The 19160-nt window shown below is 66.8% G+C and carries 29 protein-coding genes; 1 reads left to right on the top strand and 28 read right to left on the bottom strand.

Annotated features, from left to right (window positions below):
• Positions 1–23: 23 nt before the first annotated feature.
• From map to ACLKM7_RS16600, 24 genes are all read right to left on the bottom strand, one after another.
• Positions 24–866: a type I methionyl aminopeptidase gene (gene map, locus ACLKM7_RS16715; RefSeq protein WP_436448322.1), complete on the bottom strand. Its 843-nt coding sequence runs from the start codon at positions 864–866 to the stop codon at positions 24–26.
• A gap of 2 nt (positions 867–868) precedes the next feature.
• Positions 869–1462, bottom strand: coding sequence for an adenylate kinase (locus ACLKM7_RS16710; protein ID WP_436448320.1), 594 nt, complete (start codon positions 1460–1462; stop codon positions 869–871).
• Positions 1459–2784 carry a preprotein translocase subunit SecY gene (secY, locus tag ACLKM7_RS16705; RefSeq protein ID WP_436448318.1) on the bottom strand — a complete coding sequence of 442 codons (1326 nt, stop codon included), beginning with the start codon at positions 2782–2784 and terminating at the stop codon, positions 1459–1461. Before secY ends, ACLKM7_RS16710 begins: the two co-directional genes overlap by 4 nt.
• Before the next feature lie 102 nt (positions 2785–2886).
• Positions 2887–3558: a 50S ribosomal protein L15 gene (gene rplO / locus ACLKM7_RS16700; protein WP_436448316.1), complete on the bottom strand. Its 672-nt coding sequence runs from the start codon at positions 3556–3558 to the stop codon at positions 2887–2889.
• Positions 3558–3743 carry a 50S ribosomal protein L30 gene (gene rpmD / locus ACLKM7_RS16695; RefSeq protein ID WP_018171461.1) on the bottom strand — a complete coding sequence of 62 codons (186 nt, stop codon included), beginning with the start codon at positions 3741–3743 and terminating at the stop codon, positions 3558–3560. Before rpmD ends, rplO begins: the two co-directional genes overlap by 1 nt.
• Positions 3743–4450 (bottom strand): 30S ribosomal protein S5, encoded by a 708-nt coding sequence (gene rpsE / locus ACLKM7_RS16690; RefSeq protein WP_436448314.1) that lies wholly within the window; start codon positions 4448–4450, stop codon positions 3743–3745. Before rpsE ends, rpmD begins: the two co-directional genes overlap by 1 nt.
• Positions 4447–4806 (bottom strand): 50S ribosomal protein L18, encoded by a 360-nt coding sequence (rplR, locus tag ACLKM7_RS16685; protein ID WP_436448312.1) that lies wholly within the window; start codon positions 4804–4806, stop codon positions 4447–4449. Before rplR ends, rpsE begins: the two co-directional genes overlap by 4 nt.
• A gap of 2 nt (positions 4807–4808) precedes the next feature.
• Positions 4809–5345 carry a 50S ribosomal protein L6 gene (rplF, locus tag ACLKM7_RS16680; RefSeq protein ID WP_168912863.1) on the bottom strand — a complete coding sequence of 179 codons (537 nt, stop codon included), beginning with the start codon at positions 5343–5345 and terminating at the stop codon, positions 4809–4811.
• Positions 5346–5351: 6 nt separating this feature from the next.
• Entirely contained in the window at positions 5352–5750 is a 399-nt protein-coding gene (rpsH, locus tag ACLKM7_RS16675; protein ID WP_168912864.1) for a 30S ribosomal protein S8, read from the bottom strand.
• Between the two features lie 129 nt (positions 5751–5879).
• Positions 5880–6467: a 50S ribosomal protein L5 gene (gene rplE / locus ACLKM7_RS16670; RefSeq protein WP_436448309.1), complete on the bottom strand. Its 588-nt coding sequence runs from the start codon at positions 6465–6467 to the stop codon at positions 5880–5882.
• Positions 6468–6469: 2 nt separating this feature from the next.
• Positions 6470–6829, bottom strand: coding sequence for a 50S ribosomal protein L24 (gene rplX, locus ACLKM7_RS16665; RefSeq protein ID WP_168912866.1), 360 nt, complete (start codon positions 6827–6829; stop codon positions 6470–6472).
• Positions 6830–6831: 2 nt separating this feature from the next.
• Complete coding sequence (gene rplN / locus ACLKM7_RS16660; protein WP_168912867.1) at positions 6832–7200, bottom strand: 50S ribosomal protein L14; 369 nt, start codon at positions 7198–7200, stop codon at positions 6832–6834.
• A gap of 3 nt (positions 7201–7203) precedes the next feature.
• Positions 7204–7548, bottom strand: a complete 345-nt coding sequence (gene rpsQ, locus ACLKM7_RS16655) for a 30S ribosomal protein S17 (protein WP_436448306.1) — start codon at positions 7546–7548, stop codon at positions 7204–7206.
• Positions 7548–7862 (bottom strand): 50S ribosomal protein L29, encoded by a 315-nt coding sequence (gene rpmC / locus ACLKM7_RS16650; protein WP_019181721.1) that lies wholly within the window; start codon positions 7860–7862, stop codon positions 7548–7550. The genes rpsQ and rpmC overlap by 1 nt, the downstream gene beginning before the upstream one ends.
• Entirely contained in the window at positions 7862–8281 is a 420-nt protein-coding gene (gene rplP, locus ACLKM7_RS16645; protein ID WP_018171451.1) for a 50S ribosomal protein L16, read from the bottom strand. The genes rpmC and rplP overlap by 1 nt, the downstream gene beginning before the upstream one ends.
• On the bottom strand, positions 8281–9036 hold the full coding sequence (gene rpsC / locus ACLKM7_RS16640; RefSeq protein WP_436448303.1) for a 30S ribosomal protein S3: 756 nt from the start codon (positions 9034–9036) through the stop codon (positions 8281–8283). Before rpsC ends, rplP begins: the two co-directional genes overlap by 1 nt.
• Positions 9036–9434: a 50S ribosomal protein L22 gene (rplV, locus tag ACLKM7_RS16635; protein ID WP_168912870.1), complete on the bottom strand. Its 399-nt coding sequence runs from the start codon at positions 9432–9434 to the stop codon at positions 9036–9038. The genes rpsC and rplV overlap by 1 nt, the downstream gene beginning before the upstream one ends.
• Before the next feature lie 22 nt (positions 9435–9456).
• Positions 9457–9738: a 30S ribosomal protein S19 gene (gene rpsS, locus ACLKM7_RS16630; RefSeq protein WP_168912871.1), complete on the bottom strand. Its 282-nt coding sequence runs from the start codon at positions 9736–9738 to the stop codon at positions 9457–9459.
• Between the two features lie 12 nt (positions 9739–9750).
• Positions 9751–10590, bottom strand: coding sequence for a 50S ribosomal protein L2 (gene rplB / locus ACLKM7_RS16625; RefSeq protein ID WP_168912872.1), 840 nt, complete (start codon positions 10588–10590; stop codon positions 9751–9753).
• A gap of 24 nt (positions 10591–10614) precedes the next feature.
• Positions 10615–10920, bottom strand: a complete 306-nt coding sequence (gene rplW, locus ACLKM7_RS16620; protein WP_168912873.1) for a 50S ribosomal protein L23 — start codon at positions 10918–10920, stop codon at positions 10615–10617.
• Entirely contained in the window at positions 10917–11579 is a 663-nt protein-coding gene (gene rplD / locus ACLKM7_RS16615; RefSeq protein ID WP_168912874.1) for a 50S ribosomal protein L4, read from the bottom strand. Before rplD ends, rplW begins: the two co-directional genes overlap by 4 nt.
• Positions 11580–11583: 4 nt before the next feature.
• Positions 11584–12243: a 50S ribosomal protein L3 gene (gene rplC, locus ACLKM7_RS16610; protein ID WP_436448299.1), complete on the bottom strand. Its 660-nt coding sequence runs from the start codon at positions 12241–12243 to the stop codon at positions 11584–11586.
• Positions 12244–12251: 8 nt separating this feature from the next.
• Positions 12252–12560, bottom strand: a complete 309-nt coding sequence (rpsJ, locus tag ACLKM7_RS16605; protein ID WP_106816553.1) for a 30S ribosomal protein S10 — start codon at positions 12558–12560, stop codon at positions 12252–12254.
• A gap of 472 nt (positions 12561–13032) precedes the next feature.
• Positions 13033–13248 (bottom strand): hypothetical protein, encoded by a 216-nt coding sequence (locus ACLKM7_RS16600; RefSeq protein ID WP_436448297.1) that lies wholly within the window; start codon positions 13246–13248, stop codon positions 13033–13035.
• Positions 13249–13546: 298 nt separating this feature from the next.
• Between ACLKM7_RS16600 and ACLKM7_RS16595 the strand changes: the two genes are divergently transcribed.
• Positions 13547–14419, top strand: a complete 873-nt coding sequence (locus tag ACLKM7_RS16595; RefSeq protein ID WP_436448295.1) for an endonuclease domain-containing protein — start codon at positions 13547–13549, stop codon at positions 14417–14419.
• A gap of 150 nt (positions 14420–14569) precedes the next feature.
• Here ACLKM7_RS16595 and tuf read toward each other — a convergent pair whose 3' ends face one another.
• The 4 genes from tuf to rpsL form a co-directional block, all read right to left on the bottom strand.
• A complete protein-coding gene (gene tuf, locus ACLKM7_RS16590) occupies positions 14570–15763 on the bottom strand; it encodes an elongation factor Tu (protein ID WP_168912880.1) in 1194 nt (397 codons plus the stop codon).
• A gap of 157 nt (positions 15764–15920) precedes the next feature.
• A complete protein-coding gene (fusA, locus tag ACLKM7_RS16585) occupies positions 15921–18035 on the bottom strand; it encodes an elongation factor G (RefSeq protein ID WP_436448292.1) in 2115 nt (704 codons plus the stop codon).
• A 78-nt stretch (positions 18036–18113) separates the two neighbouring features.
• The gene (gene rpsG, locus ACLKM7_RS16580; RefSeq protein ID WP_019181739.1) at positions 18114–18584 is read right to left on the bottom strand and encodes a 30S ribosomal protein S7; all 471 of its coding nucleotides are present in this window, start codon (positions 18582–18584) and stop codon (positions 18114–18116) included.
• Positions 18585–18589: 5 nt separating this feature from the next.
• The gene (gene rpsL / locus ACLKM7_RS16575) at positions 18590–18958 is read right to left on the bottom strand and encodes a 30S ribosomal protein S12 (RefSeq protein ID WP_018171438.1); all 369 of its coding nucleotides are present in this window, start codon (positions 18956–18958) and stop codon (positions 18590–18592) included.
• Positions 18959–19160: the final 202 nt, after the last annotated feature.

Raw genomic sequence — 19160 nt, 5'->3', positions numbered from 1 at the left:
TCCTTGAAACCCTGCGCCCGTGATTACGCGAACTCGCGGGGCGTCACGCCGAACGGCGCCAGACCCGCGGCTCCCCCGTCGGGTGCCGTCAGCACCCAGATGCCGTCATCGTGCACGGCGACGCTGTGCTCCCAATGGGAGCCCGCCGTGCCGTCGATCGTCGACACCGTCCAGCCGTCGTCCTCGACGTATGTCGCCTGATCGCCGATGACGACCATCGGCTCGATCGCGAGCGCCAGACCCGGCCGCACCTCAGGACCGTGGTCGGCGACGCGGTAGTTGAAGACCGACGGCGACTCGTGCATCTTGCGGCCGATGCCGTGACCCACGTACTCCCGCAGGATCCCGTACGTGCCTGCCTCGGGCGAGTTCGTCTCGATGTACTCCTGGATGGCGGCGCCCACCTCGGCGAGGTGCTTCGCGGTGGCGAGCGCGGCGATGCCGGCCCACAGCGAGCCCTCGGTGACATCCGACAGGCGCTGCCTCTCGGCGACGAGCTCCGGGCGCGCAGCATCCGGTACCACGAACGTGAACGCCGAATCGCCGTTCCAGCCCTTGTACTCGGCACCCGCGTCGATCGACACGATGTCACCCGGCTCGAGCACGCGGTCGCCCGGGATGCCGTGCACGACCTCGTCGTTCACCGACGCGCAGATCGTGTGGCGGTACCCGCGCACCATCTGGAAGTTCGACTTCGCCCCGCGGGCGAGGATGACATCGGATGCCGCAGCATCCAGCTCCGCGGTGGTGACGCCCGGTGCGATCAGACCGCGCACCACATCGAGGGCGGCAGCGGTGATGAGCCCGGGTTCCACCATCGCCCGCAACTGGGCGGGCGTCTTGTAGATCGAGCGGCGCAGCGACACGACTACGCGGCCGCGGAGCGGGCGAGCCCGCGCGCCTCGAGCGCCGCGATGATGCGGCCGGTGATCTCGTCGAGCGAGCCCACGCCGTCGATCCGGTCGACGATGCCGCGCGTGCGGTACACCTCGAGGATCGGCGCCGTCTCGCGCTCGTAGATCGACAGGCGGTTCGCGATGCCCTCTTCGGTGTCATCGCTGCGGCCCTGCTCGGCAGCGCGCTGCGACAGACGGGCGATGCTCTCCTCGCGGGGCACCTGGAGTTCGATCACAGCGTCCAGCGCCTCGTCGCGGCCCTCGAGGAAGTCGTCGAGGCTCGCGACCTGTGCGACGTTGCGCGGGTACCCGTCGAGCAGGAATCCGCCCGCGGCATCCGCCTGCGCCAGACGATCGCGCACGACCGCACTGGTCAGCTCGTCAGGCACCAGGTCACCCGAATCGATGATCGCCTTGACCTGCTGGCCGAGCGGGGAGCCGGCCGCGACAGCGGCGCGGAAGACGTCGCCGGTCGAGACGGCCGGGATGCCGAAGGCCTCGGCGATACGGACGCCCTGCGTGCCCTTGCCCGAGCCCTGCGGGCCGACGATGAGAAGTCGCGTCATCGGAGAAGTCCTTCGTAGTGGCGCTGCTGCAGCTGGGCGTCGATCTGCTTCACCGTCTCGAGTCCGACACCCACGATGATCAGGATCGAGGCGCCGCCGAACGGGAAGTTCTGGTTGGCGCCGACCGTCGCGAGGGCGATGAGCGGGATGAGGGCGATGAGGCCCAGGTACAGCGAGCCGGGCAGCGTGATGCGCGTGAGCACGTAGTCGAGGTACTCGGCGGTGGGACGACCGGCACGGATGCCGGGGATGAACCCGCCGTACTTCTTCATGTTGTCGGCGACCTCGACCGGGTTGAACGTGATCGCGACGTAGAAGTAGGTGAACCCGACGATGAGGAGGAAGTACACGGCCATGTAGATCGGGTGGTCGCCGTTGGTGAAGTACGTCTGGATCCACTGCACCCAGCCGGGGATCGAGTTATCGGCGCCGGGCTGCATGTTGAACTGCGCGATGAGCGCGGGGATGTACAGCAGCGACGAGGCGAAGATGACGGGCACGACGCCGGCCATGTTGACCTTGATCGGGATGTACGTGTTCGTGCCGCCGTAGGTGCGACGGCCGACCATGCGCTTCGCATACTGCACCGGGATGCGCCGCTGCGACTGTTCGACGAACACGACGAGGGCGACGACCACGATGCCGACGGCGAGCACGAGGAGGAAGACCTCGAAGCCGCGCGAGGCCCAGATGGCGCCCATGGCGGTCGGGAACGTGGCCGCGATCGAGGTGAAGATGAGGAGCGACATGCCGTTGCCGATGCCGCGCTCGGTGACGAGCTCGGCGAACCACATGATGAGGCCGGTGCCGGCGGTCATCGTGATGATCATGAGCAGCTGCGCCCACCACACGTCGTTGGTGAGCAGCTGCTCGCACTCGGGAACACCGGTGGTGCCGAAGAGCTGACCGCTGCGGGCGACCGTGACGAGGGTCGTCGACTGGAGGAGCGCGAGGGCGATCGTGAGGTAGCGCGTGTACTGCGTCAGTCGCGCCTGGCCCGCCTGTCCCTCCTTGTAGAGGCTCTCGAAGTGCGGGATGACCACGCGCAGCAGCTGCACGATGATCGTCGCGGTGATGTACGGCATGACGCCGAGCGCGAAGATCGACAGCTGCAGCAGCGCACCGCCGGAGAAGAGGTTGACCAGCGACAGCAGGCCCTCGGTGCCCGCCGACTGGTCGAGACAGGACTGCACATTCGGGAAGTCGACGAACGGCGCGGGAATGTGGGCGCCGAGGCGGTACAGGGCGATGATCGCCAGAGTGAATGCGATCTTCCGCCGAAGGTCGGGAGTGCGGAAGACCCGCGCGATGGCGCTGAACAAGAGGACTCCTCCAGAGGGGATGCCGGCACGCACGGCGACGTGCCGACGTCCAGGGTAACCCAGTGGGGGCCGGAGCAAGCTCCGACCCCCACTGTTGACCGCTTACTTGACGGTACCGCCTGCGGCGACGATCTTCTGCTCGGCAGAACCCGAGACCTTGTCGACCGCCACGTTGAGCTTCACCGAGATGTCTCCGGTGCCGAGCACCTTGACCTTCTCGTTCTTGCGCACCGCACCCTTGGCGACCAGGTCGCCGACGGTGACGTCGCCACCGGCCGGGTACAGCTCCGCGAGCTTGTCCAGGTTCACGACCTGGTACTCGACGCGGAACGGGTTCTTGAATCCGCGCAGCTTCGGGGTGCGCATGTGCAGAGGCATCTGCCCACCCTCGAAGCCGACCTTGACCTGGTAGCGGGCCTTCGTGCCCTTGGTGCCACGGCCGGCGGTCTTGCCCTTCGAGCCCTCACCGCGACCCACGCGGGTCTTGGGGGTGTTCGAGCCGGGGACCGGACGGAGGTGGTGAACCTTCAGCACGCCGGGGCGCGACGCCGGAGCGTCGGCCTTCGGAGCCGCCTTCTTGGCCGGAGCCTTCTTGGCGGCGGGCGCCTTCTCAGCCTTGTCGGCAGCCGGCTTGGCGGCAGCCTTGTCGGCGGCCGGCTTTGCAGCAGCCTTCTCGGCGGCCGGCTTTGCAGCAGCCTTCTTCGCGGGAGCCTTCTTGGCAGGAGCCTTCGCCTCTGCCTCGACGGCCTCGTTCTTCTCGGCCTTCTCAGCCATCAGTCGATCTCCTCAACCTTCACGAGGTGAGCAACGGTCCGCACGTAACCGCGCGTCTGCGCGTCGTCGGGACGGACGACCGAGTCGCCGATCCGCTTCAGACCGAGCGAACGCAGCGTGTCGCGCTGGTTCTGCTTCTCACTCACCTTGGACTTGACCTGCGTGACCTTCAGACGCGCAGCCATCAGACACCTGCCTTCGCAGCGGCCGCGGCCTCAGCCTCGGCACGGACGAGACGGGCGGGGGCGACCTGGTCGAACTCGAGTCCGCGACGCGCGGCGACCGCACGGGGCTCCTCGAGCTGCTTCAGGGCCTCCACCGTCGCGTGGACGATGTTGATCGTGTTCGACGAGCCGAGCGACTTCGACAGCACGTCGTGGATACCGGCGCACTCGAGGACGGCACGCACCGGGCCACCGGCGATGACACCGGTACCGGCAGCGGCGGGGCGCAGCAGCACCACGCCGGCAGCGGCCTCACCCTGCACCGGGTGCGGGATGGTGGAGCCGACGCGGGGCACGCGGAAGAAGTTGCGCTTGGCCTCTTCGACACCCTTCGAGATCGCCAGGGGGACCTCGCGGGCCTTGCCGTAGCCGACGCCGACCACACCGTTGCCGTCGCCGACGACGACGAGCGCCGTGAAGCTGAACCGACGACCGCCCTTGACGACCTTCGACACGCGGTTGATGGTGACCACGCGCTCCAGGAACTGGCTCTCGTTGCGGTCGCGACCACCACGGTCACGGTTGGGGTTGCGCTCGCGACCGCCGCGACGCGGCTCACGCTCGCGCTCGGCGGGCGCCGTAGCGGCGGCGGCCTCAGCGGTGGCGGCGTCGGCCGGAGCCTCGGCAGCAGCCTGCTCGGTCACGATGTTCTCCTTGTTGTCACTCACAGGTTCAGACCTCCCTCGCGGGCGCCCTCGGCGATCGCGGCGACACGACCCGCGTAGCGGTTGCCACCACGGTCGAACACGACAGCCGACACACCGGCGGCCTTCGCGCGCTCGGCGAGCAGCTCGCCGACCTTGCGGGCCTTGGCGGTCTTGTCGTCTTCGGACACGCGCAGGTCGGTCTCGAGCGTCGAAGCCGAGGCCAGCGTGTGGCCCTTGCTGTCGTCGACGATCTGGACGAACACGTGGCGTGCCGAACGGGTGACGACCAGGCGCGGACGCTCGGTCGTGCCCACGACCTTCTTGCGGAGGCGGGCGTGACGACGCGCGCGGGCGTCGGTCTTCGTCTTAACAGCCATGGTTACTTACCACTCTTTCCGGCCTTGCGCCGGACGACTTCGCCGGCGTAGCGCACACCCTTGCCCTTGTACGGCTCGGGCTTGCGGATCTTGCGGATGTTCGCAGCCGCCTCGCCGACGGCCTGCTTGTCGATGCCGCTCACGGTGAGCTTGTTGTTGCCCTCGACCGTGAAGGTGATCCCGGCGGGCGGCTCGACCAGGACGGGGTGCGAGAAGCCGAGGGCGAACTCGACCGAGCTGCCCTTCTGCGCCACGCGGTAACCCGTGCCGACGACCTCGAGGCCCTTGGTGTAGCCCTGGGTGACACCGATGATGTTGTTGTTGATGAGCGTGCGGGTCAGGCCGTGGAGCGAACGCGACTCGCGCTCGTCGTCGGGACGGGTCACGATGACCTGGCCCTCTTCGACCTTGACTTCGAGGGGACGGGCCACGGTGAGCGCGAGCTCGCCCTTGGGACCCTTGACGGCGACATCCTGGCCTTCGACCGTGACGGTCACGCCGGCGGGGATGTCGATCGGAAGACGACCGATTCGCGACATGTCAGATCACCACACGTAGGCGAGGACTTCCCCACCCACGCCCTTCTGCTCGGCCTGACGGTCCGTGAGGAGACCGGAGGAGGTGGACAGGATGGCGACGCCGAGGCCACCGAGCACGCGGGGGATCTCGGTCGACTTCGCGTAGACGCGGAGGCCGGGCTTCGAGACGCGCTTGATGCCGGCGATCGACCGCTCGCGGTTCGGGCCGTACTTGAGCGTCAGGGTGAGGGTCTGGCCGACGCGGGCGTCACTGACGTCCCAGGCGGCGATGTAGCCCTCCTGCTTGAGGATGTCGGCGATGTGGGTCTTGAGCTTGGAGCTCGGCAGCGACACGGAGTCGTGGTGCGCCGAGTTCGCGTTGCGCAGACGGGTCAGCATGTCTGCGACCGGGTCTGTCATTGTCATGAGTTGATTCCTTTGTTCAGGAGGTTTCGGCTGCCGTTACACGACAGACGACCTTCCATGATGACGATGTTCAGTTGTGGAGATCGGATGCCCCGGCCTGCGCGGCGCGCAGGCCGAGGCATCCGCGAATCACGCCTGGTCTTCGTTGCGGAAGGGGAAGCCGAGGTGGCGCAGCAGCGCACGGCCTTCGGCATCCGTCTTCGCCGACGTCACGACCGTGATGTCGAAGCCGCGGACGCGGTCGATCTTGTCCTGGTTGATCTCGTGGAACACGGACTGCTCCTGGAGACCGAAGGTGTAGTTGCCGTTGCCGTCGAACTGCGTGCCCGACAGGCCGCGGAAGTCGCGGATGCGGGGAAGCGCGAGGTTGACCAGACGGTCCACGAACTCCCACGCGCGGTCGCCACGGAGGGTGACGTGCGCGCCGATGGCCTGTCCCTCACGCAGCTTGAACTGCGCGATCGACTTGCGGGCCTTCGTGACGACGGGCTTCTGACCGGTGATCTTGGTCAGGTCGTCGACCGCACCATCGATCACCTTGCTGTCGCGAGCGGCCTCACCGACACCGGTGTTGACGACGACCTTGACCAGTCCGGGGATCTGCATGACGTTCGGGTAGCCGAACTCCTCCTGCAGGGCCTTCTTGATCTCGGTGTTGTACTTCTGCTTCAGGCGCGGCTGGATTTTGCCAGCGGGCGCGGCAGTGGCGGTGCTCATATTCAGAGGTCCTTGCCTGACTTCTTCGCGTAGCGCACGCGGACCGTGCGCTTCACGCCGTCCTTCGTCTGCTCCTCGACGCGGTGGCCGACGCGGGTCGGCTTCTTGGTCGAGGGGTCGACGACGGCGACGTTGGAGATGTGGATCGGGGCTTCCATCGTCTCGATGCCGCCCGTCTTGGTGCCGCGCTGGGACTGGCCCACACGGCTGTGCTTGGTGACGTAGTTCACGCCCTCGACGATGACGCGGTTCTGCTCGGCGAGGACCTCGAGGACCTTGCCCTGCTTGCCGCGGTCGCCGCCGCGCTCGGGCTTGGCGCCCGAGATGACCTGAACCAGGTCGCCCTTCTTGATCTTCGCCATGATCAGATGACCTCCGGGGCCAGCGAGACGATCTTCATGAACTTCTTGTCGCGAAGCTCACGGCCGACCGGTCCGAAGATGCGGGTGCCGCGGGGCTCCCCGTCGTTCTTCAGGATGACGGCGGCGTTCTCGTCGAACTTGATGTAGGACCCGTCGGGACGACGGGTCGACTTGACGGTGCGGACGACGACGGCCTTGACCACGTCGCCCTTCTTCACGTTGCCGCCGGGGATCGCGTCCTTGACCGTCGCGACGATGATGTCGCCGACGCCGGCGTAACGCCGGTTCGATCCACCGAGCACACGGATGGTGAGCAGCTCCTTGGCGCCGGTGTTGTCGGCGACCTTGAGGCGGGATTCGTTCTGAATCATTGCTTACTTCGCCTTCTCGAGGATCTCCACCAGGCGCCAGCGCTTGGTGGCGCTCAGCGGGCGGGTCTCGTTGATGACGACGAGGTCGCCGATGCCGGCGGTGTTGCCCTCGTCGTGCGCCTTGACCTTCGAGGTGCGACGGATGACCTTGCCGTAGAGGGGGTGCTTCACGCGGTCCTCGACCTCGACGACGATCGTCTTGTCCATCTTGTCGCTGACGACGTAGCCGCGGCGGGCCTTGCGGTAGCCACGGGCGTCGGCGTCGCGCACGTCGTGTGCGGACGACTCGTGGCCGGCCGCCTGCTCGACGACCGCAGCCTCGGCAGCCTTCTTCTTGGTCTCAGCCATCACTCGGCCTCTTCCTTCGTAGCCTCGTCAGCGGCGTCCGCCTTCTTGGCCTTCGTCTTCTTCGCCTTGGTCGCCGTCTCCACGGGGGCGGGAGTGGCACGGATGCCGAGCTCGCGCTCACGGATGACGGTGTAGAGCCGCGCGATGTCGCGCTTGACCGCACGGATGCGGCCGTGGCTCTCGAGCTGGCCGGTGGCCGACTGGAAGCGCAGGTTGAACAGCTCTTCCTTGGCCTTGCGCAGCTCCTCGACCAGGCGCTGGTCTTCGAACGTGTCGAGCTCGCTCGGGGCGAGCGTCTTGGTGCCGATCGCCATTACGCGTCGCCCTCCTCGCGCTTGATGATGCGTGCCTTGAGAGGCAGCTTGTGGATGGCACGGGTCAGGGCCTCACGAGCGAGTTCCTCGTTGACGCCGGCGACCTCGAAGAGGACGCGACCCGGCTTGACGTTTGCAACCCACCACTCCGGCGAGCCCTTACCGGAACCCATGCGGGTTTCGGCCGGCTTCTTGGTGAGCGGACGGTCGGGGTAGATGTTGATCCACACCTTGCCGCCACGCTTGATGTGACGGGTCATCGCGATACGAGCGGACTCGATCTGACGGTTCGTCACATACGCGGGCGTGAGCGCCTGGATGCCGAACTCGCCGAAGGAGACCTTCGTGCCGCCGGTGGCCTGGCCGCTGCGACCCGGGTGGTGCTGCTTGCGGTACTTGACCTTGCGGGGGATGAGCATTACGCCGACGCTCCTTCTGCCACGGGGGCCTCGTTGCGGCGGTCGCCGCGCGGACCGCGACGGTCACCGCGCTCACGCGCCGGCTTCTGGTTCGCCTGCTCGCGCGCGAGCTCCTTGTTGGTGAGGTCGCCCTTGTAGATCCAGACCTTCACGCCGATGCGGCCGAAGGTGGTCTTCGCCTCGTAGAAGCCGTAGTCGATGTTCGCGCGCAGCGTGTGCAGGGGCACACGACCTTCGCGGTAGAACTCCGAGCGGCTCATCTCGGCGCCGCCGAGGCGGCCGGAGACCTGGATGCGGACGCCCTTGGCGCCGGCGCGCTGCGCGCCCTGCAGACCCTTGCGCATCGCGCGGCGGAACGCCACACGTGCGGTGAGCTGCTCGGCGATGCCCTGCGCGACGAGCTGAGCGTCGGCCTCGGGGTTCTTGACCTCGAGGATGTTCAGCTGGATCTGCTTGCCGGTGAGCTTCTCGAGGTCGGAGCGGATGCGCTCGGCCTCGGCGCCGCGGCGACCGATCACGATGCCCGGACGGGCGGTGTGGATGTCGACGCGGACGCGGTCACGCGTGCGCTCGATCTCGATGTTGCTGACGCCCGCGCGGTCGAGCGAGGTCGTCAGCAGGCGACGGATCTTGATGTCCTCGGCCACGTAGTCGGCGTAGCGCTGTCCCGGCTTCGTCGAGTCGGAGAACCAGCGGGACACGTGGTCCGTGGTGATGCCGAGGCGGAAGCCGTACGGGTTTACCTTCTGTCCCATTACTTGCTCGCCTTCTTGGTCTTGGCAGCCGGGGCCGACTCAGCGACCTCGGGCGTCGAGAGCACGACCGTGATGTGGCTCGTGCGCTTCTTGATTTGGAATGCGCGACCCTGGGCGCGGGGGCGGAAACGCTTGAGCGTCGTACCCTCGTCCACGTACGCGTTCTTCACGTACAGGTCCTGCTCGTCCAGGAACTCGCTGTCCTTGTCGGCCTTCACGCGAGCGTTCGCGATCGCCGAGGCGACGAGCTTGTAGATCGGCTCGCTCGCACCCTGCGGCGCGAACTTGAGGATGGCCAGGGCCTCCTCGGCCTGCTTGCCCTTGATGAGCGCGACGACACGACGAGCCTTCTGAGGGGTCACGCGGATGTGTCGCACGCGTGCGATGGACTCCACCATTTCTCTCTCCTCTTGCGTCGCCTTAGCGGCGACGGCCCTTCTTGTCGTCCTTCACGTGGCCGCGGAAGGTGCGGGTGGGCGCGAATTCGCCCAGCTTGTGTCCGACCATGGTCTCGGTGACGAACACGGGGATGTGCTTGCGACCGTCGTGCACGGCGATCGTGTGACCGAGCATGGCCGGCACGATCATCGAGCGGCGCGACCAGGTCTTGATGACGTTCTTGGTACCGGCTTCGTTCTGGACGACGACCTTGCGAAGCAGGTGCTCGTCGACGAAGGGGCCCTTCTTAAGGCTACGAGGCATCTTCCTCTACTCCTACTTGCGCTTCTTGCCGGCGTTGCGACGACGGACGATGTACTTGTCACTTTCCTTGTTCGCGTGACGGGTGCGGCCTTCGGCCTGGCCCCACGGCGAAACAGGGTGACGACCACCGGAGGTCTTGCCCTCGCCACCACCGTGGGGGTGGTCGACGGGGTTCATCGCGACACCGCGGACGGTCGGGCGGATGCCCTTCCAGCGGTTGCGGCCGGCCTTGCCCCAGTTGATGTTCGACTGCTCGGCGTTGCCGACCTCGCCGACGGTCGCGCGGCAGCGCGCGTCGACGTTGCGGATCTCGCCCGAGGGCAGACGCAGCTGGGCGTAGGGACCGTCCTTGGCGACGAGACGCACCGAGACACCGGCCGAACGTGCCAGCTTGGCACCGCCGCCGGGGCGGAGCTCGATCGCGTGGATCACGGTACCGGTGGGGATGTTCTTCAGCGGCAGGTTGTTGCCCGGCTTGATGTCGGCCGAGGCACCCGACTCGACGATGTCGCCCTGCTGCAGCTTGTTCGGCGCGAGGATGTAGCGCTTCTCGCCGTCGAAGTAGTGCAGCAGCGCGATGCGCGCGGTGCGGTTGGGGTCGTACTCGATGTGAGCGACCTTCGCGTTGACGCCGTCCTTGTCGTTGCGACGGAAGTCGATCACGCGGTACTGGCGCTTGTGGCCACCACCGATGTGACGCGTGGTGATGCGGCCCTGGTTGTTGCGGCCACCGGTCTTGCTCAGCGGGCGGAGGAGCGACTTCTCAGGCGTCGATCGGGTGATCTCGGCGAAGTCGGCCACCGACGAGCCGCGGCGACCCGGGGTCGTGGGCTTGTACTTGCGAATAGCCATATCTCTAGTCCTCTATCCCGACCGTCAGCCGACTGCCGTGAAGATGTCGATGGTGCCCGACTTCAGGGTCACGATGGCGCGCTTGGTGTCCTTGCGCTTGCCGGTGCCGAAGCGGGTGCGACGGGCCTTGCCGACGCGGTTGATCGTGTTGACCGCGGCCACCTTGACGCCGAAGATCTTCTCGATCGCGAACTTGATCTCGGTCTTCGAGGCGCGCGGGTCCACGAGGAACGTGTACTTGCCCTCGTCGATGAGCCCGTAGCTCTTCTCCGACACGACCGGCTTCAGGATGATGTCGCGCGGGTCCTTGTTGACGGCGATGTTGCTCATGCCGAGACCTCCTCGGTGGCGCCGGTCTTCGACGCGACGAACGCGTCGTAGGCGGCCTTGGTGAAGACGATGTCGTCCGAGACGATCACGTCGTAGGCGTTCAGCTGGTCGGAGTACAGCACATGCACGTACGCCAGGTTGCGCACGCTCAGCGTGGTGAGCTCGTCGTCGCGGTCGATGACGACCAGGACGTTCTTGGTCGCGCCGAGCGCGGTCAGCACCGTCGAAGCGACCTTGGTCGAGGGAGCACCCTCGATGCCGAAGGACTCGACGACGTGCAGACGCTCGCCACGAGCACGGTCGCTGAGCGCGCCCAGCAGGGCGGCGGCGATCATCTTCTTGGGCGTGCGCTGCGAGTAGTCGCGCGGCTTCGGGCCGTGCACGATGCCACCGCCGGTCATCTGAGGCGCGCGGATCGAGCCCTGGCGGGCGTTACCCGTGCCCTTCTGCTTGAAGGGCTTGCGGCCGGCGCCCGAGACCTCACCGCGACGCTTGGTCGAGTGGGTGCCCTGGCGAGCCGCCGCGAGCTGCGCGACGACGACCTGGTGGATGAGCGGGATGTTCGTCTTGACGTCGAACAGGGCGGCGGGCAGCTCCACGGAGCCGGCCTTCTTGCCGTCTGCCTTCACGACGTCGAGCGCGAGAGTCGAGTCAGCCATGAGTTCAGGCACCCTTCACTGCGTTGCGGACGTAGACGATGCGGCCACGAGCACCGGGGACAGCGCCCTTGACGAGCAGCAGACCCTTCTCGGCGTCGACGGCGTGCACCGTGAGGTTGAGAACGGTCACGCGCTCGCCGCCCATACGGCCGGCCATGCGCATGCCCTTGAAGACGCGGCTCGGGGTCGACGACGCGCCGATCGAACCGGGCTTGCGGTGGTTGCGGTGCGCACCGTGCGAAGCGGAGACGCCCTTGAAGTTGTGGCGCTTCATGACACCCGCGGTGCCCTTGCCCTTGCTGGTGCCGACGACGTCGACCAGCTGGCCGGCCTCGAACGTGCCGTCCACCGTGAGCTCCTGACCGAGTGAGTAGTCAGCAGCGTCCGAGGTGCGGACCTCGGTGAGGTGACGACGCGGGGTGACGCCGGCCGCTTCGAAGTGAGCGGTCGCGGGCTTGTTCACCTTGCGGGGGTCGATCTGCCCGTACGCGATCTGCACGGCCTTGTAGCCGTCCTTCTCGGGCGTGCGAACCTGGGTGACCACGTTCGGGGCGATCTCGATGACGGTGACGGGAACGAGCTTGCCGTTCTCGTCCCAGACCTGGGTCATGCCGAGCTTGGTGCCGAGCAGGCCCTTGGAAACCTTGTTGTTGATGTCAGCCATGTCGAACCTCAGAGCTTGATCTCGATGTTCACATCGGCCGGGAGGTCGAGACGCATGAGCGAGTCGACTGCCTTGGGCGTCGGGTCGACGATGTCGATCAGACGCTTGTGGGTGCGCATCTCGAAGTGCTCGCGGCTGTCCTTGTACTTGTGGGGGGAACGGATCACGGCGATCACGTTCTTCTCCGTCGGAAGGGGCACCGGGCCCACGACCGTCGCGCCCGCACGGGTCACGGTGTCGACGATCTTGCGTGCCGACGAGTCGATGACCTCGTGGTCGTACGACTTCAGGCGAATGCGGATCTTCTGTCCCGCCATTGTCTGCTCACTCTCTTTCCGCGTCATACCTCTCGGGCATTGGACGCACGGGGCGCTTGCGCGCCGGGCACTTTCTCCTCGCGGGTGCGCGAGGAATGCTGCACCGCTGTTCTGCTGTCAATCCGGATGCCGCGCCGAAGCGCCGCTCCCGGCATCCGTTCTCCGGACCGCACGCGGAACAGTGCTCCGCGATTTGGGGAAGGATTCGAGATGTGGTGGTTCTGCTGCCCGCGGCCTAGGACCCTGCGAACTCGAGGAGTCCGCCGCCTATGCACTGCCCTGGCAGTGATCCGGTGCACGCCGAAAGGGGCGCCGGAATGTGGAACCTCATTAGTCTACGTGCAGCCCGGGCGTGTCGCAAACTCGGGCGTGTCGCGCGGCGAGTATGCTCGGCGGCTTCCCAGCCTGGCACGCACGCCTGGGAACGCAAGAAGCGGCCCGGGATCCCGGGCCGCTTCGCGACGGAGCGCGTCTACTCGTTGCCGACGGCCTTGTCGATGTGGTCGCGCACGCCGTCGACGTGCTGGTCGATGCTGTCGGGGGCGACCTTCTTGACGAAGTCCGCGGCGGCGTCGAGCGCGTTGTCGCTCACGCCCTCCGCCTGCTCGGACTTGATCGCGTCGTCGATCTTGTCCTTGTTCTGCTCCAGGAAGTCCTTGCCCTGATTGACGAGGTCGTCGATACCCATGTCTGCTCCTTCTCCGCCCCCGGCGGGGCATCACCCGCCATTCTGTCGCCGGCGAGGCGACGACAACACCCCTCCACCTTCTCGGCTTCGCCCGCCCGAGGCGGGCAGAACCGGAGGATTGGCGCGGGAACGGAGGCCGTCGCGGGCGATATCCCGCTCCACTTCGCCACATCTCCTCCGAACGTGCGCAGCCGACCGGGAGGAGCCGGCTCCTCCCCAGGCAGCCTGAAGTGTGGCCCGTCCACAGTCACCCGCCGTCGACGACCGCGGCCTCCGCCGGTGAGCGACAGTGGCTGTCGTGAGTCCGAGTCCTGCCGTCGAACGAGGTATCCGGTCCGCTCAGGATGCGCTGCTGTCGACGATCGCCTCGCACGACGGCGTCGCGCCCGTGTCAGCAGTGCGCGACGCCGGACACTCGCGTCGGACGCTCGAGCGGGCACTCGCCCACGGCGTGCTGCGGCGCGTGAGGAACGGATGGGTCGCACTCCCTTCGGCGGACCCCCTGCTCGTCGCTGCAGCCCATCGCGGAGTAGTGCTCACCTGCGTCACACAGGCCAGGCGTCTGGGCATCTTCGTCCTGCGGGTGCCCGAGGGGGCGCACGTGGCGGCGCGACCGCACTCCGGGAGGGCGAGCATGGCGGCGGCACGCGTGCACTGGGCACGGCCGATCGTGCCGCGGCATCCGCATCTCCTCGTCGACTCGATCGAGAACACCCTCGTGCTCGTCGCCATCTGCCTCCCCTACGAAGAGGCACTCGTCGTCTGGGAGTCCGCCTTCCGCAGTGGGCGGGCCGACCCGCACGCGATGGCACGATACTCGTTGCCGCCGGCCGCACGCCGGTTGCTGGAGGATGCCGGGATCTTCTCCGACTCGGGACTGGAGACGCTGGTCGTACCGCGTCTGCGATGGCTCGGCCTGCCACTGCGCCGTCAGATCTGGATCGGCGGGCACCGCGTCGACGTGCTCATCGCCGATCGCCTCGTTCTGCAAGTGGATGGCGGTCACCATGTCGGCGCCCAGCGCGAGGCGGACATCGCGCATGACGCAGAGCTCGCACTCATGGGCTACCACGTCATCCGCGTCGGCTACGCGCAGGTCGTCCACCGCTGGCACGAGGTGCAGGACCTGATCATGCGCTCCGTCGCGCAGGGGCTCCACCGCGCGCGGTGAGGTGCCAAACGGGAGAATCGGGTCCGGATCGGACCCGCTCGGACGCGGCCTCATACCCGTCGCCCCCGGGGACGCGAAAGGGGCCGGGCCCGAAGGCCCGACCCCTGTCGGTGGTGGATGCCGTGGGCACCCAGCGAAGAGAATCCGAAGTTACTTCAGGATCTTCGTGACCGTGCCGGCGCCGACGGTGCGGCCACCCTCACGGATCGCGTAGCCGAGGCCCTCCTCCATGGCGATCGGCTGGATGAGCTCGACCGTCATGTCGGTGGTGTCGCCGGGCATGACCATCTCGGTGCCGTCAGGCAGCGTGATGACGCCGGTGACGTCGGTGGTGCGGAAGTAGAACTGCGGACGGTAGTTCGTGAAGAACGGGTTGTGACGGCCGCCCTCCTCCTTGGACAGGATGTACGCCGTGCCCTCGAAGTTGGTGTGCGGCGTGACCGAACCGGGCTTCACGACGACCTGGCCGCGCTCGACGTCGTCACGCTTGGTGCCGCGAAGGAGCAGACCACAGTTCTCGCCGGCCCATGCCTCGTCGAGCTGCTTGTGGAACATCTCGATACCGGTGACGATCGTCTTCTGCGTCGGGCGCAGACCCACGATCTCGACCTCGGAGTTGATGGCCAGCGTGCCACGCTCGGCGCGACCCGTGACGACCGTGCCACGGCCGGTGATGGTGAAGACGTCCTCGATGGGCATGAGGAACGGCTTGTCCTTGTCACGCACCGGGTCGGGGATGGACTCGTCGACGGCCTCCATGAGCTCGAGAACGGACTGCGTCCACTTCTCGTCGCCCTCGAGGGCCTTCAGGCCCGAGACGCGGATGACGGGAGCGTTGTCGCCGTCGAAGTCCTGCGACGACAGCAGCTCGCGGACCTCGAGCTCGACGAGCTCCAGGATCTCCTCGTCGTCGACCATGTCGGCCTTGTTCAGCGCGACGAGCAGGTAGGGAACGCCGACCTGCTTGGCGAGCAGAACGTGCTCACGGGTCTGCGCCATCGGGCCATCAGTGGCCGCGACGACCAGGATCGCGCCGTCCATCTGGGCAGCACCGGTGATCATGTTCTTGATGTAGTCGGCGTGACCGGGGGCGTCGACGTGGGCGTAGTGACGCTTCGGGGTCTCGTACTCGACGTGCGAGATGTTGATCGTGATGCCGCGCTGGCGCTCCTCGGGAGCGGAGTCGATCGACGCGAAGTCGCGCTGCACGTTGGTGGCCGACGGGTACTTGTCGGCGAGCACCTTCGAGATCGCGGCGGTGAGCGTGGTCTTGCCGTGGTCGACGTGACCGATCGTTCCGATGTTCACGTGCGGCTTGGTGCGCTCGAACTTGGCCTTAGCCACTGGGTCCTCCTCAGGACGTTCGTGTAGAGATTTCCGGACGCTGGTGTGCGCCGGTTCTCTACGGGGATTTCTCTAGCTTAGTAGAGAGGTTTCTGTTGGTTCTGTGTGAAGTTGTGCTCCGGGATGCCTCGTCTCGCAAGGCTCCCGGAGGTCAGGGCTACTCGCCCTTGGTCTTCTGGACGATCTCGTCCATGACGTTGCGCGGGACCTCGGCGTAGCTGTCGAACTCCATGGAGTAGACGGCACGGCCCGAGGTCTTCGAACGCAGGTCGCCGATGTAGCCGAACATCTCGGACAGCGGCACGTTGGCACGGACCACCTTGACGCCGGCGGCGTCCTCCATCGACTGGATCTGGCCACGACGCGAGTTCAGGTCGCCGATGACGTCGCCCATGTACTCCTCGGGCGTACGCACCTCGACGGCCATGATCGGCTCGAGGATGACCGGGTTCGCGCGGCGGACGGCCTCCTTGAAGCCCATCGAGCCGGCGATCTTGAACGCCATCTCGGACGAGTCGACGTCGTGCGACGCGCCGTCCAGGAGGATCGCCTTCACGCCCACCATGGGGTAGCCGGCGAGCACGCCGACGTTCATGGCGTCCTGGAAGCCCTGGTCGGTCGGGCTGATGTACTCGCGCGGGATGCGGCCACCGGTGACCTTGTTCTCGAACTCGTACGTCTTGTCGGCCGTGACCTCGAGAGGCTCGATCGTGAACTGGATCTTTGCGAACTGACCCGATCCACCGGTCTGCTTCTTGTGCGTGTAGTCGTGCTTCTCGACGCTCTTGCGGATCGTCTCGCGGTAGGCCACCTGGGGCTTTCCGACGTTGGCCTCGACCTTGAACTCGCGCTTCATGCGGTCCACGAGGATGTCGAGGTGAAGCTCGCCCATGCCCTTGATGACCGTCTGGCCCGTCTCGGAGTTCTGCTCGACGCGGAACGTCGGGTCCTCTTCGGCGAGCTTCTGGATCGCGAGACCCAGCTTCTCCTGGTCGGCCTTGGTCTTGGGCTCGATGGCGACCTCGATGACCGGCTCGGGGAACGTCATCGACTCGAGGACGACCTGGTTGGCGCTGTCGGACAGCGTGTCACCGGTGGTGGTGTCCTTGAGGCCGATCACGGCGTAGATGTGACCGGCGGTGACCGAGTCGACCGGCATCTCCTTGTTGGCGTGCATCTGGAAGATCTTCCCGATGCGCTCCTTCTTGCCCTTGGTCGCGTTGACGACCTGGGCGCCGGAGTCGAGGTGACCCGAGTACACGCGGATGTAGGTGAGGCGACCGAAGAAGGGGTGCGTCACGATCTTGAACGCGAGCGCCGCGAACGGCTCCTCGCGGTCGGCGTGACGCTCGATGATCGTCTCTTCGTTCTTCGGGTCGCGCGCCTCGATGGCGGGCACGTCCAGCGGCGACGGGAGGTAGTCCACGACCGCGTCGAGCATCGGCTGCACGCCGCGGTTCTTGAACGCCGAGCCGCAGAGCACCGGGTAGAGCTCCGAGTTGATCGTCATCTTGCGGATGGCGGCCTTGATCTCGGCGACCGTGAGTCCCTCGCCGCCGAAGTGCTTCTCGAGGAGCACCTCGTCGGACTCGGCGACGGTCTCGAGCAGCATCTCGCGGTACTCGGCGGCCTTGTCGGCGAGGTCGGCCGGGATCTCCTGGATCTCGTACTTGGCGCCCATGGTCACGTCGCCCTTGGCATCGCCGGGCCACACCAGTGCGCGCATCTCGACGAGGTCGACGACGCCGACGAAGTCGTTCTCGGCGCCGATCGGCAGCTGCAGCACGAGGGGCTTGGCCTTGAGGCGGTTCACGATGGTGTCGACGGTGAAGTAGAAGTCCGCGCCGAGCTTGTCCATCTTGTTGACGAAGCAGATGCGGGGGACGTCGTACTTGTCGGCCTGACGCCACACGGTCTCGGACTGGGGCTCGACGCCCTCCTTGCCGTCGAAGACGGCGACCGCACCGTCGAGCACGCGGAGCGAGCGCTCCACCTCGACCGTGAAGTCCACGTGGCCGGGGGTGTCGATGATGTTGATCTGGTTCTTGTCCCAGAAGCAGGTCACGGCGGCAGACGTGATCGTGATGCCGCGCTCCTGCTCCTGCTCCATCCAGTCGGTGGTGGCGGCGCCGTCGTGCGTCTCGCCGATCTTGTGGTTGACGCCCGTGTAGAAGAGGATGCGCTCGGTCGTCGTCGTCTTGCCGGCATCGATGTGCGCCATGATGCCGATGTTGCGGACCTTGTTGAGGTCGGTGAGCACTTCTTGTGCCACGGGGGTGTCCTTACGTGTGGTGACGGATGTCGTGGGCCCGCCGCTCCCGTGGGTCCACGGGAGCGGCGAGCTGCTGGTTTACCAGCGGTAGTGAGCGAAGGCGCGGTTCGACTCGGCCATCTTGTGGGTGTCTTCGCGGCGCTTGACCGCGGCACCCAGGCCGTTCGAGGCATCCAGGATCTCGTTCTGGAGGCGCTCGGTCATCGTCTTCTCACGACGGCCCTTTGCGTAGCTGACGAGCCAGCGCAGGGCGAGCGTGTTGGCGCGGTGAGGCTTGACCTCGACCGGCACCTGGTAGGTCGAGCCACCCACGCGGCGGCTCTTGACCTCGAGCGTCGGGCGCACGTTGTCGAGCGCCTTCTTGAGCGTGGCGACGGCGTCCTGGCCGTTCTTGGCCTCGACGCCGCGCAGGGCGGTGTAGACGATCGACTCGGCGATCGACTTCTTGCCGTCGACGAGGATCTTGTTGACGAGCTGGGTGACGACGGGGGCGCCGTACACCGGATCGTTGACGACGGGGCGCTTGGGGGCCGGTCCCTTACGAGGCATCTAACTCAACCCTTCTTCGCGCCGTAGCGACTACGGGCCTGCTTGCGGTTCTTGACGGCCTGGGTGTCCAGGGCGCCGCGAACGATCTTGTAGCGGACACCCGGGAGGTCCTTCACACGACCGCCGCGCACGAGCACCAGCGAGTGCTCCTGCAGGTTGTGGCCCTCGCCGGGGATGTACGCGGTGACCTCGGTGCCGTTGCGGAGCTTGACACGGGCGACCTTGCGCATCGCCGAGTTCGGCTTCTTGGGCGTGGTCGTGTACACGCGGGTGCAGACACCCGCCTGCTGAGGGTTCGCCTTGAGCGCCGGCGCCTTGGTCTTCGAGACCTTGGGCGAGCGACCCTTGCGAACCAACTGCTGAATGGTTGGCACGTTCTCTCCTATGTTGTGCTGCACGGTGACAGCGGTCGTGTCTCCCCCGCTGCATCCGGATCTTGCGATTCGTGACGCGGCGGGCTCACATTCATCCACCGGCGCGGCAGGATGGTGCCGAGCGTTACGTGGGTGGATATGCCGTGGGGGTGGCCTGTTCGCAGGCCGGTCCCTGAGATGTGGGCGAGCAGCGATCCGCCCG

It is taken from the genome of Microbacterium sp. I2 (assembly GCF_051364985.1).
Lineage (GTDB): Bacteria > Actinomycetota > Actinomycetes > Actinomycetales > Microbacteriaceae > Microbacterium.
This window is presented reverse-complemented; position numbering and strand designations above follow the sequence as displayed.

Excerpts from the sequence above, each read along its gene's own strand:
- rplW (WP_168912873.1), bottom strand. The coding sequence starts at position 10,920 with ATGAGCAACATCGCCGTCAACAAGGACCCGCGCGACATCATCCTGAAG.
- rpmD (WP_018171461.1), bottom strand. The coding sequence starts at position 3,743 with ATGGCTGCGCGTCTGAAGGTCACGCAGGTCAAGTCCAAGGTGAGTGAG.
- rplN (WP_168912867.1), bottom strand. The coding sequence starts at position 7,200 with ATGATTCAGAACGAATCCCGCCTCAAGGTCGCCGACAACACCGGCGCC.
- rpsQ (WP_436448306.1), bottom strand. The coding sequence starts at position 7,548 with ATGGCTGAGACCAAGAAGAAGGCTGCCGAGGCTGCGGTCGTCGAGCAG.
- rplE (WP_436448309.1), bottom strand. The coding sequence starts at position 6,467 with ATGAGCACCGCCACTGCCGCGCCCGCTGGCAAAATCCAGCCGCGCCTG.
- rplV (WP_168912870.1), bottom strand. The coding sequence starts at position 9,434 with ATGGTGGAGTCCATCGCACGCGTGCGACACATCCGCGTGACCCCTCAG.
- ACLKM7_RS16600 (WP_436448297.1), bottom strand. The coding sequence starts at position 13,248 with ATGGGTATCGACGACCTCGTCAATCAGGGCAAGGACTTCCTGGAGCAG.
- rplO (WP_436448316.1), bottom strand. The coding sequence starts at position 3,558 with ATGGCTGAGAAGGCCGAGAAGAACGAGGCCGTCGAGGCAGAGGCGAAG.
- rplF (WP_168912863.1), bottom strand. The coding sequence starts at position 5,345 with ATGTCGCGAATCGGTCGTCTTCCGATCGACATCCCCGCCGGCGTGACC.
- rpsG (WP_019181739.1), bottom strand. The coding sequence starts at position 18,584 with ATGCCTCGTAAGGGACCGGCCCCCAAGCGCCCCGTCGTCAACGATCCG.
- rpsS (WP_168912871.1), bottom strand. The coding sequence starts at position 9,738 with ATGCCTCGTAGCCTTAAGAAGGGCCCCTTCGTCGACGAGCACCTGCTT.
- rplB (WP_168912872.1), bottom strand. The coding sequence starts at position 10,590 with ATGGCTATTCGCAAGTACAAGCCCACGACCCCGGGTCGCCGCGGCTCG.
- ACLKM7_RS16710 (WP_436448320.1), bottom strand. The coding sequence starts at position 1,462 with ATGACGCGACTTCTCATCGTCGGCCCGCAGGGCTCGGGCAAGGGCACG.
- rplD (WP_168912874.1), bottom strand. The coding sequence starts at position 11,579 with ATGGCTGACTCGACTCTCGCGCTCGACGTCGTGAAGGCAGACGGCAAG.
- rplX (WP_168912866.1), bottom strand. The coding sequence starts at position 6,829 with ATGGCGAAGATCAAGAAGGGCGACCTGGTTCAGGTCATCTCGGGCGCC.
- rpsJ (WP_106816553.1), bottom strand. The coding sequence starts at position 12,560 with ATGGCGGGACAGAAGATCCGCATTCGCCTGAAGTCGTACGACCACGAG.
- rplP (WP_018171451.1), bottom strand. The coding sequence starts at position 8,281 with ATGCTCATCCCCCGCAAGGTCAAGTACCGCAAGCAGCACCACCCGGGT.
- rpmC (WP_019181721.1), bottom strand. The coding sequence starts at position 7,862 with ATGGCGATCGGCACCAAGACGCTCGCCCCGAGCGAGCTCGACACGTTC.
- rpsH (WP_168912864.1), bottom strand. The coding sequence starts at position 5,750 with ATGACAATGACAGACCCGGTCGCAGACATGCTGACCCGTCTGCGCAAC.
- rplR (WP_436448312.1), bottom strand. The coding sequence starts at position 4,806 with ATGGCTGTTAAGACGAAGACCGACGCCCGCGCGCGTCGTCACGCCCGC.
- rpsC (WP_436448303.1), bottom strand. The coding sequence starts at position 9,036 with ATGGGACAGAAGGTAAACCCGTACGGCTTCCGCCTCGGCATCACCACG.
- rplC (WP_436448299.1), bottom strand. The coding sequence starts at position 12,243 with ATGGCTGACATCAACAACAAGGTTTCCAAGGGCCTGCTCGGCACCAAG.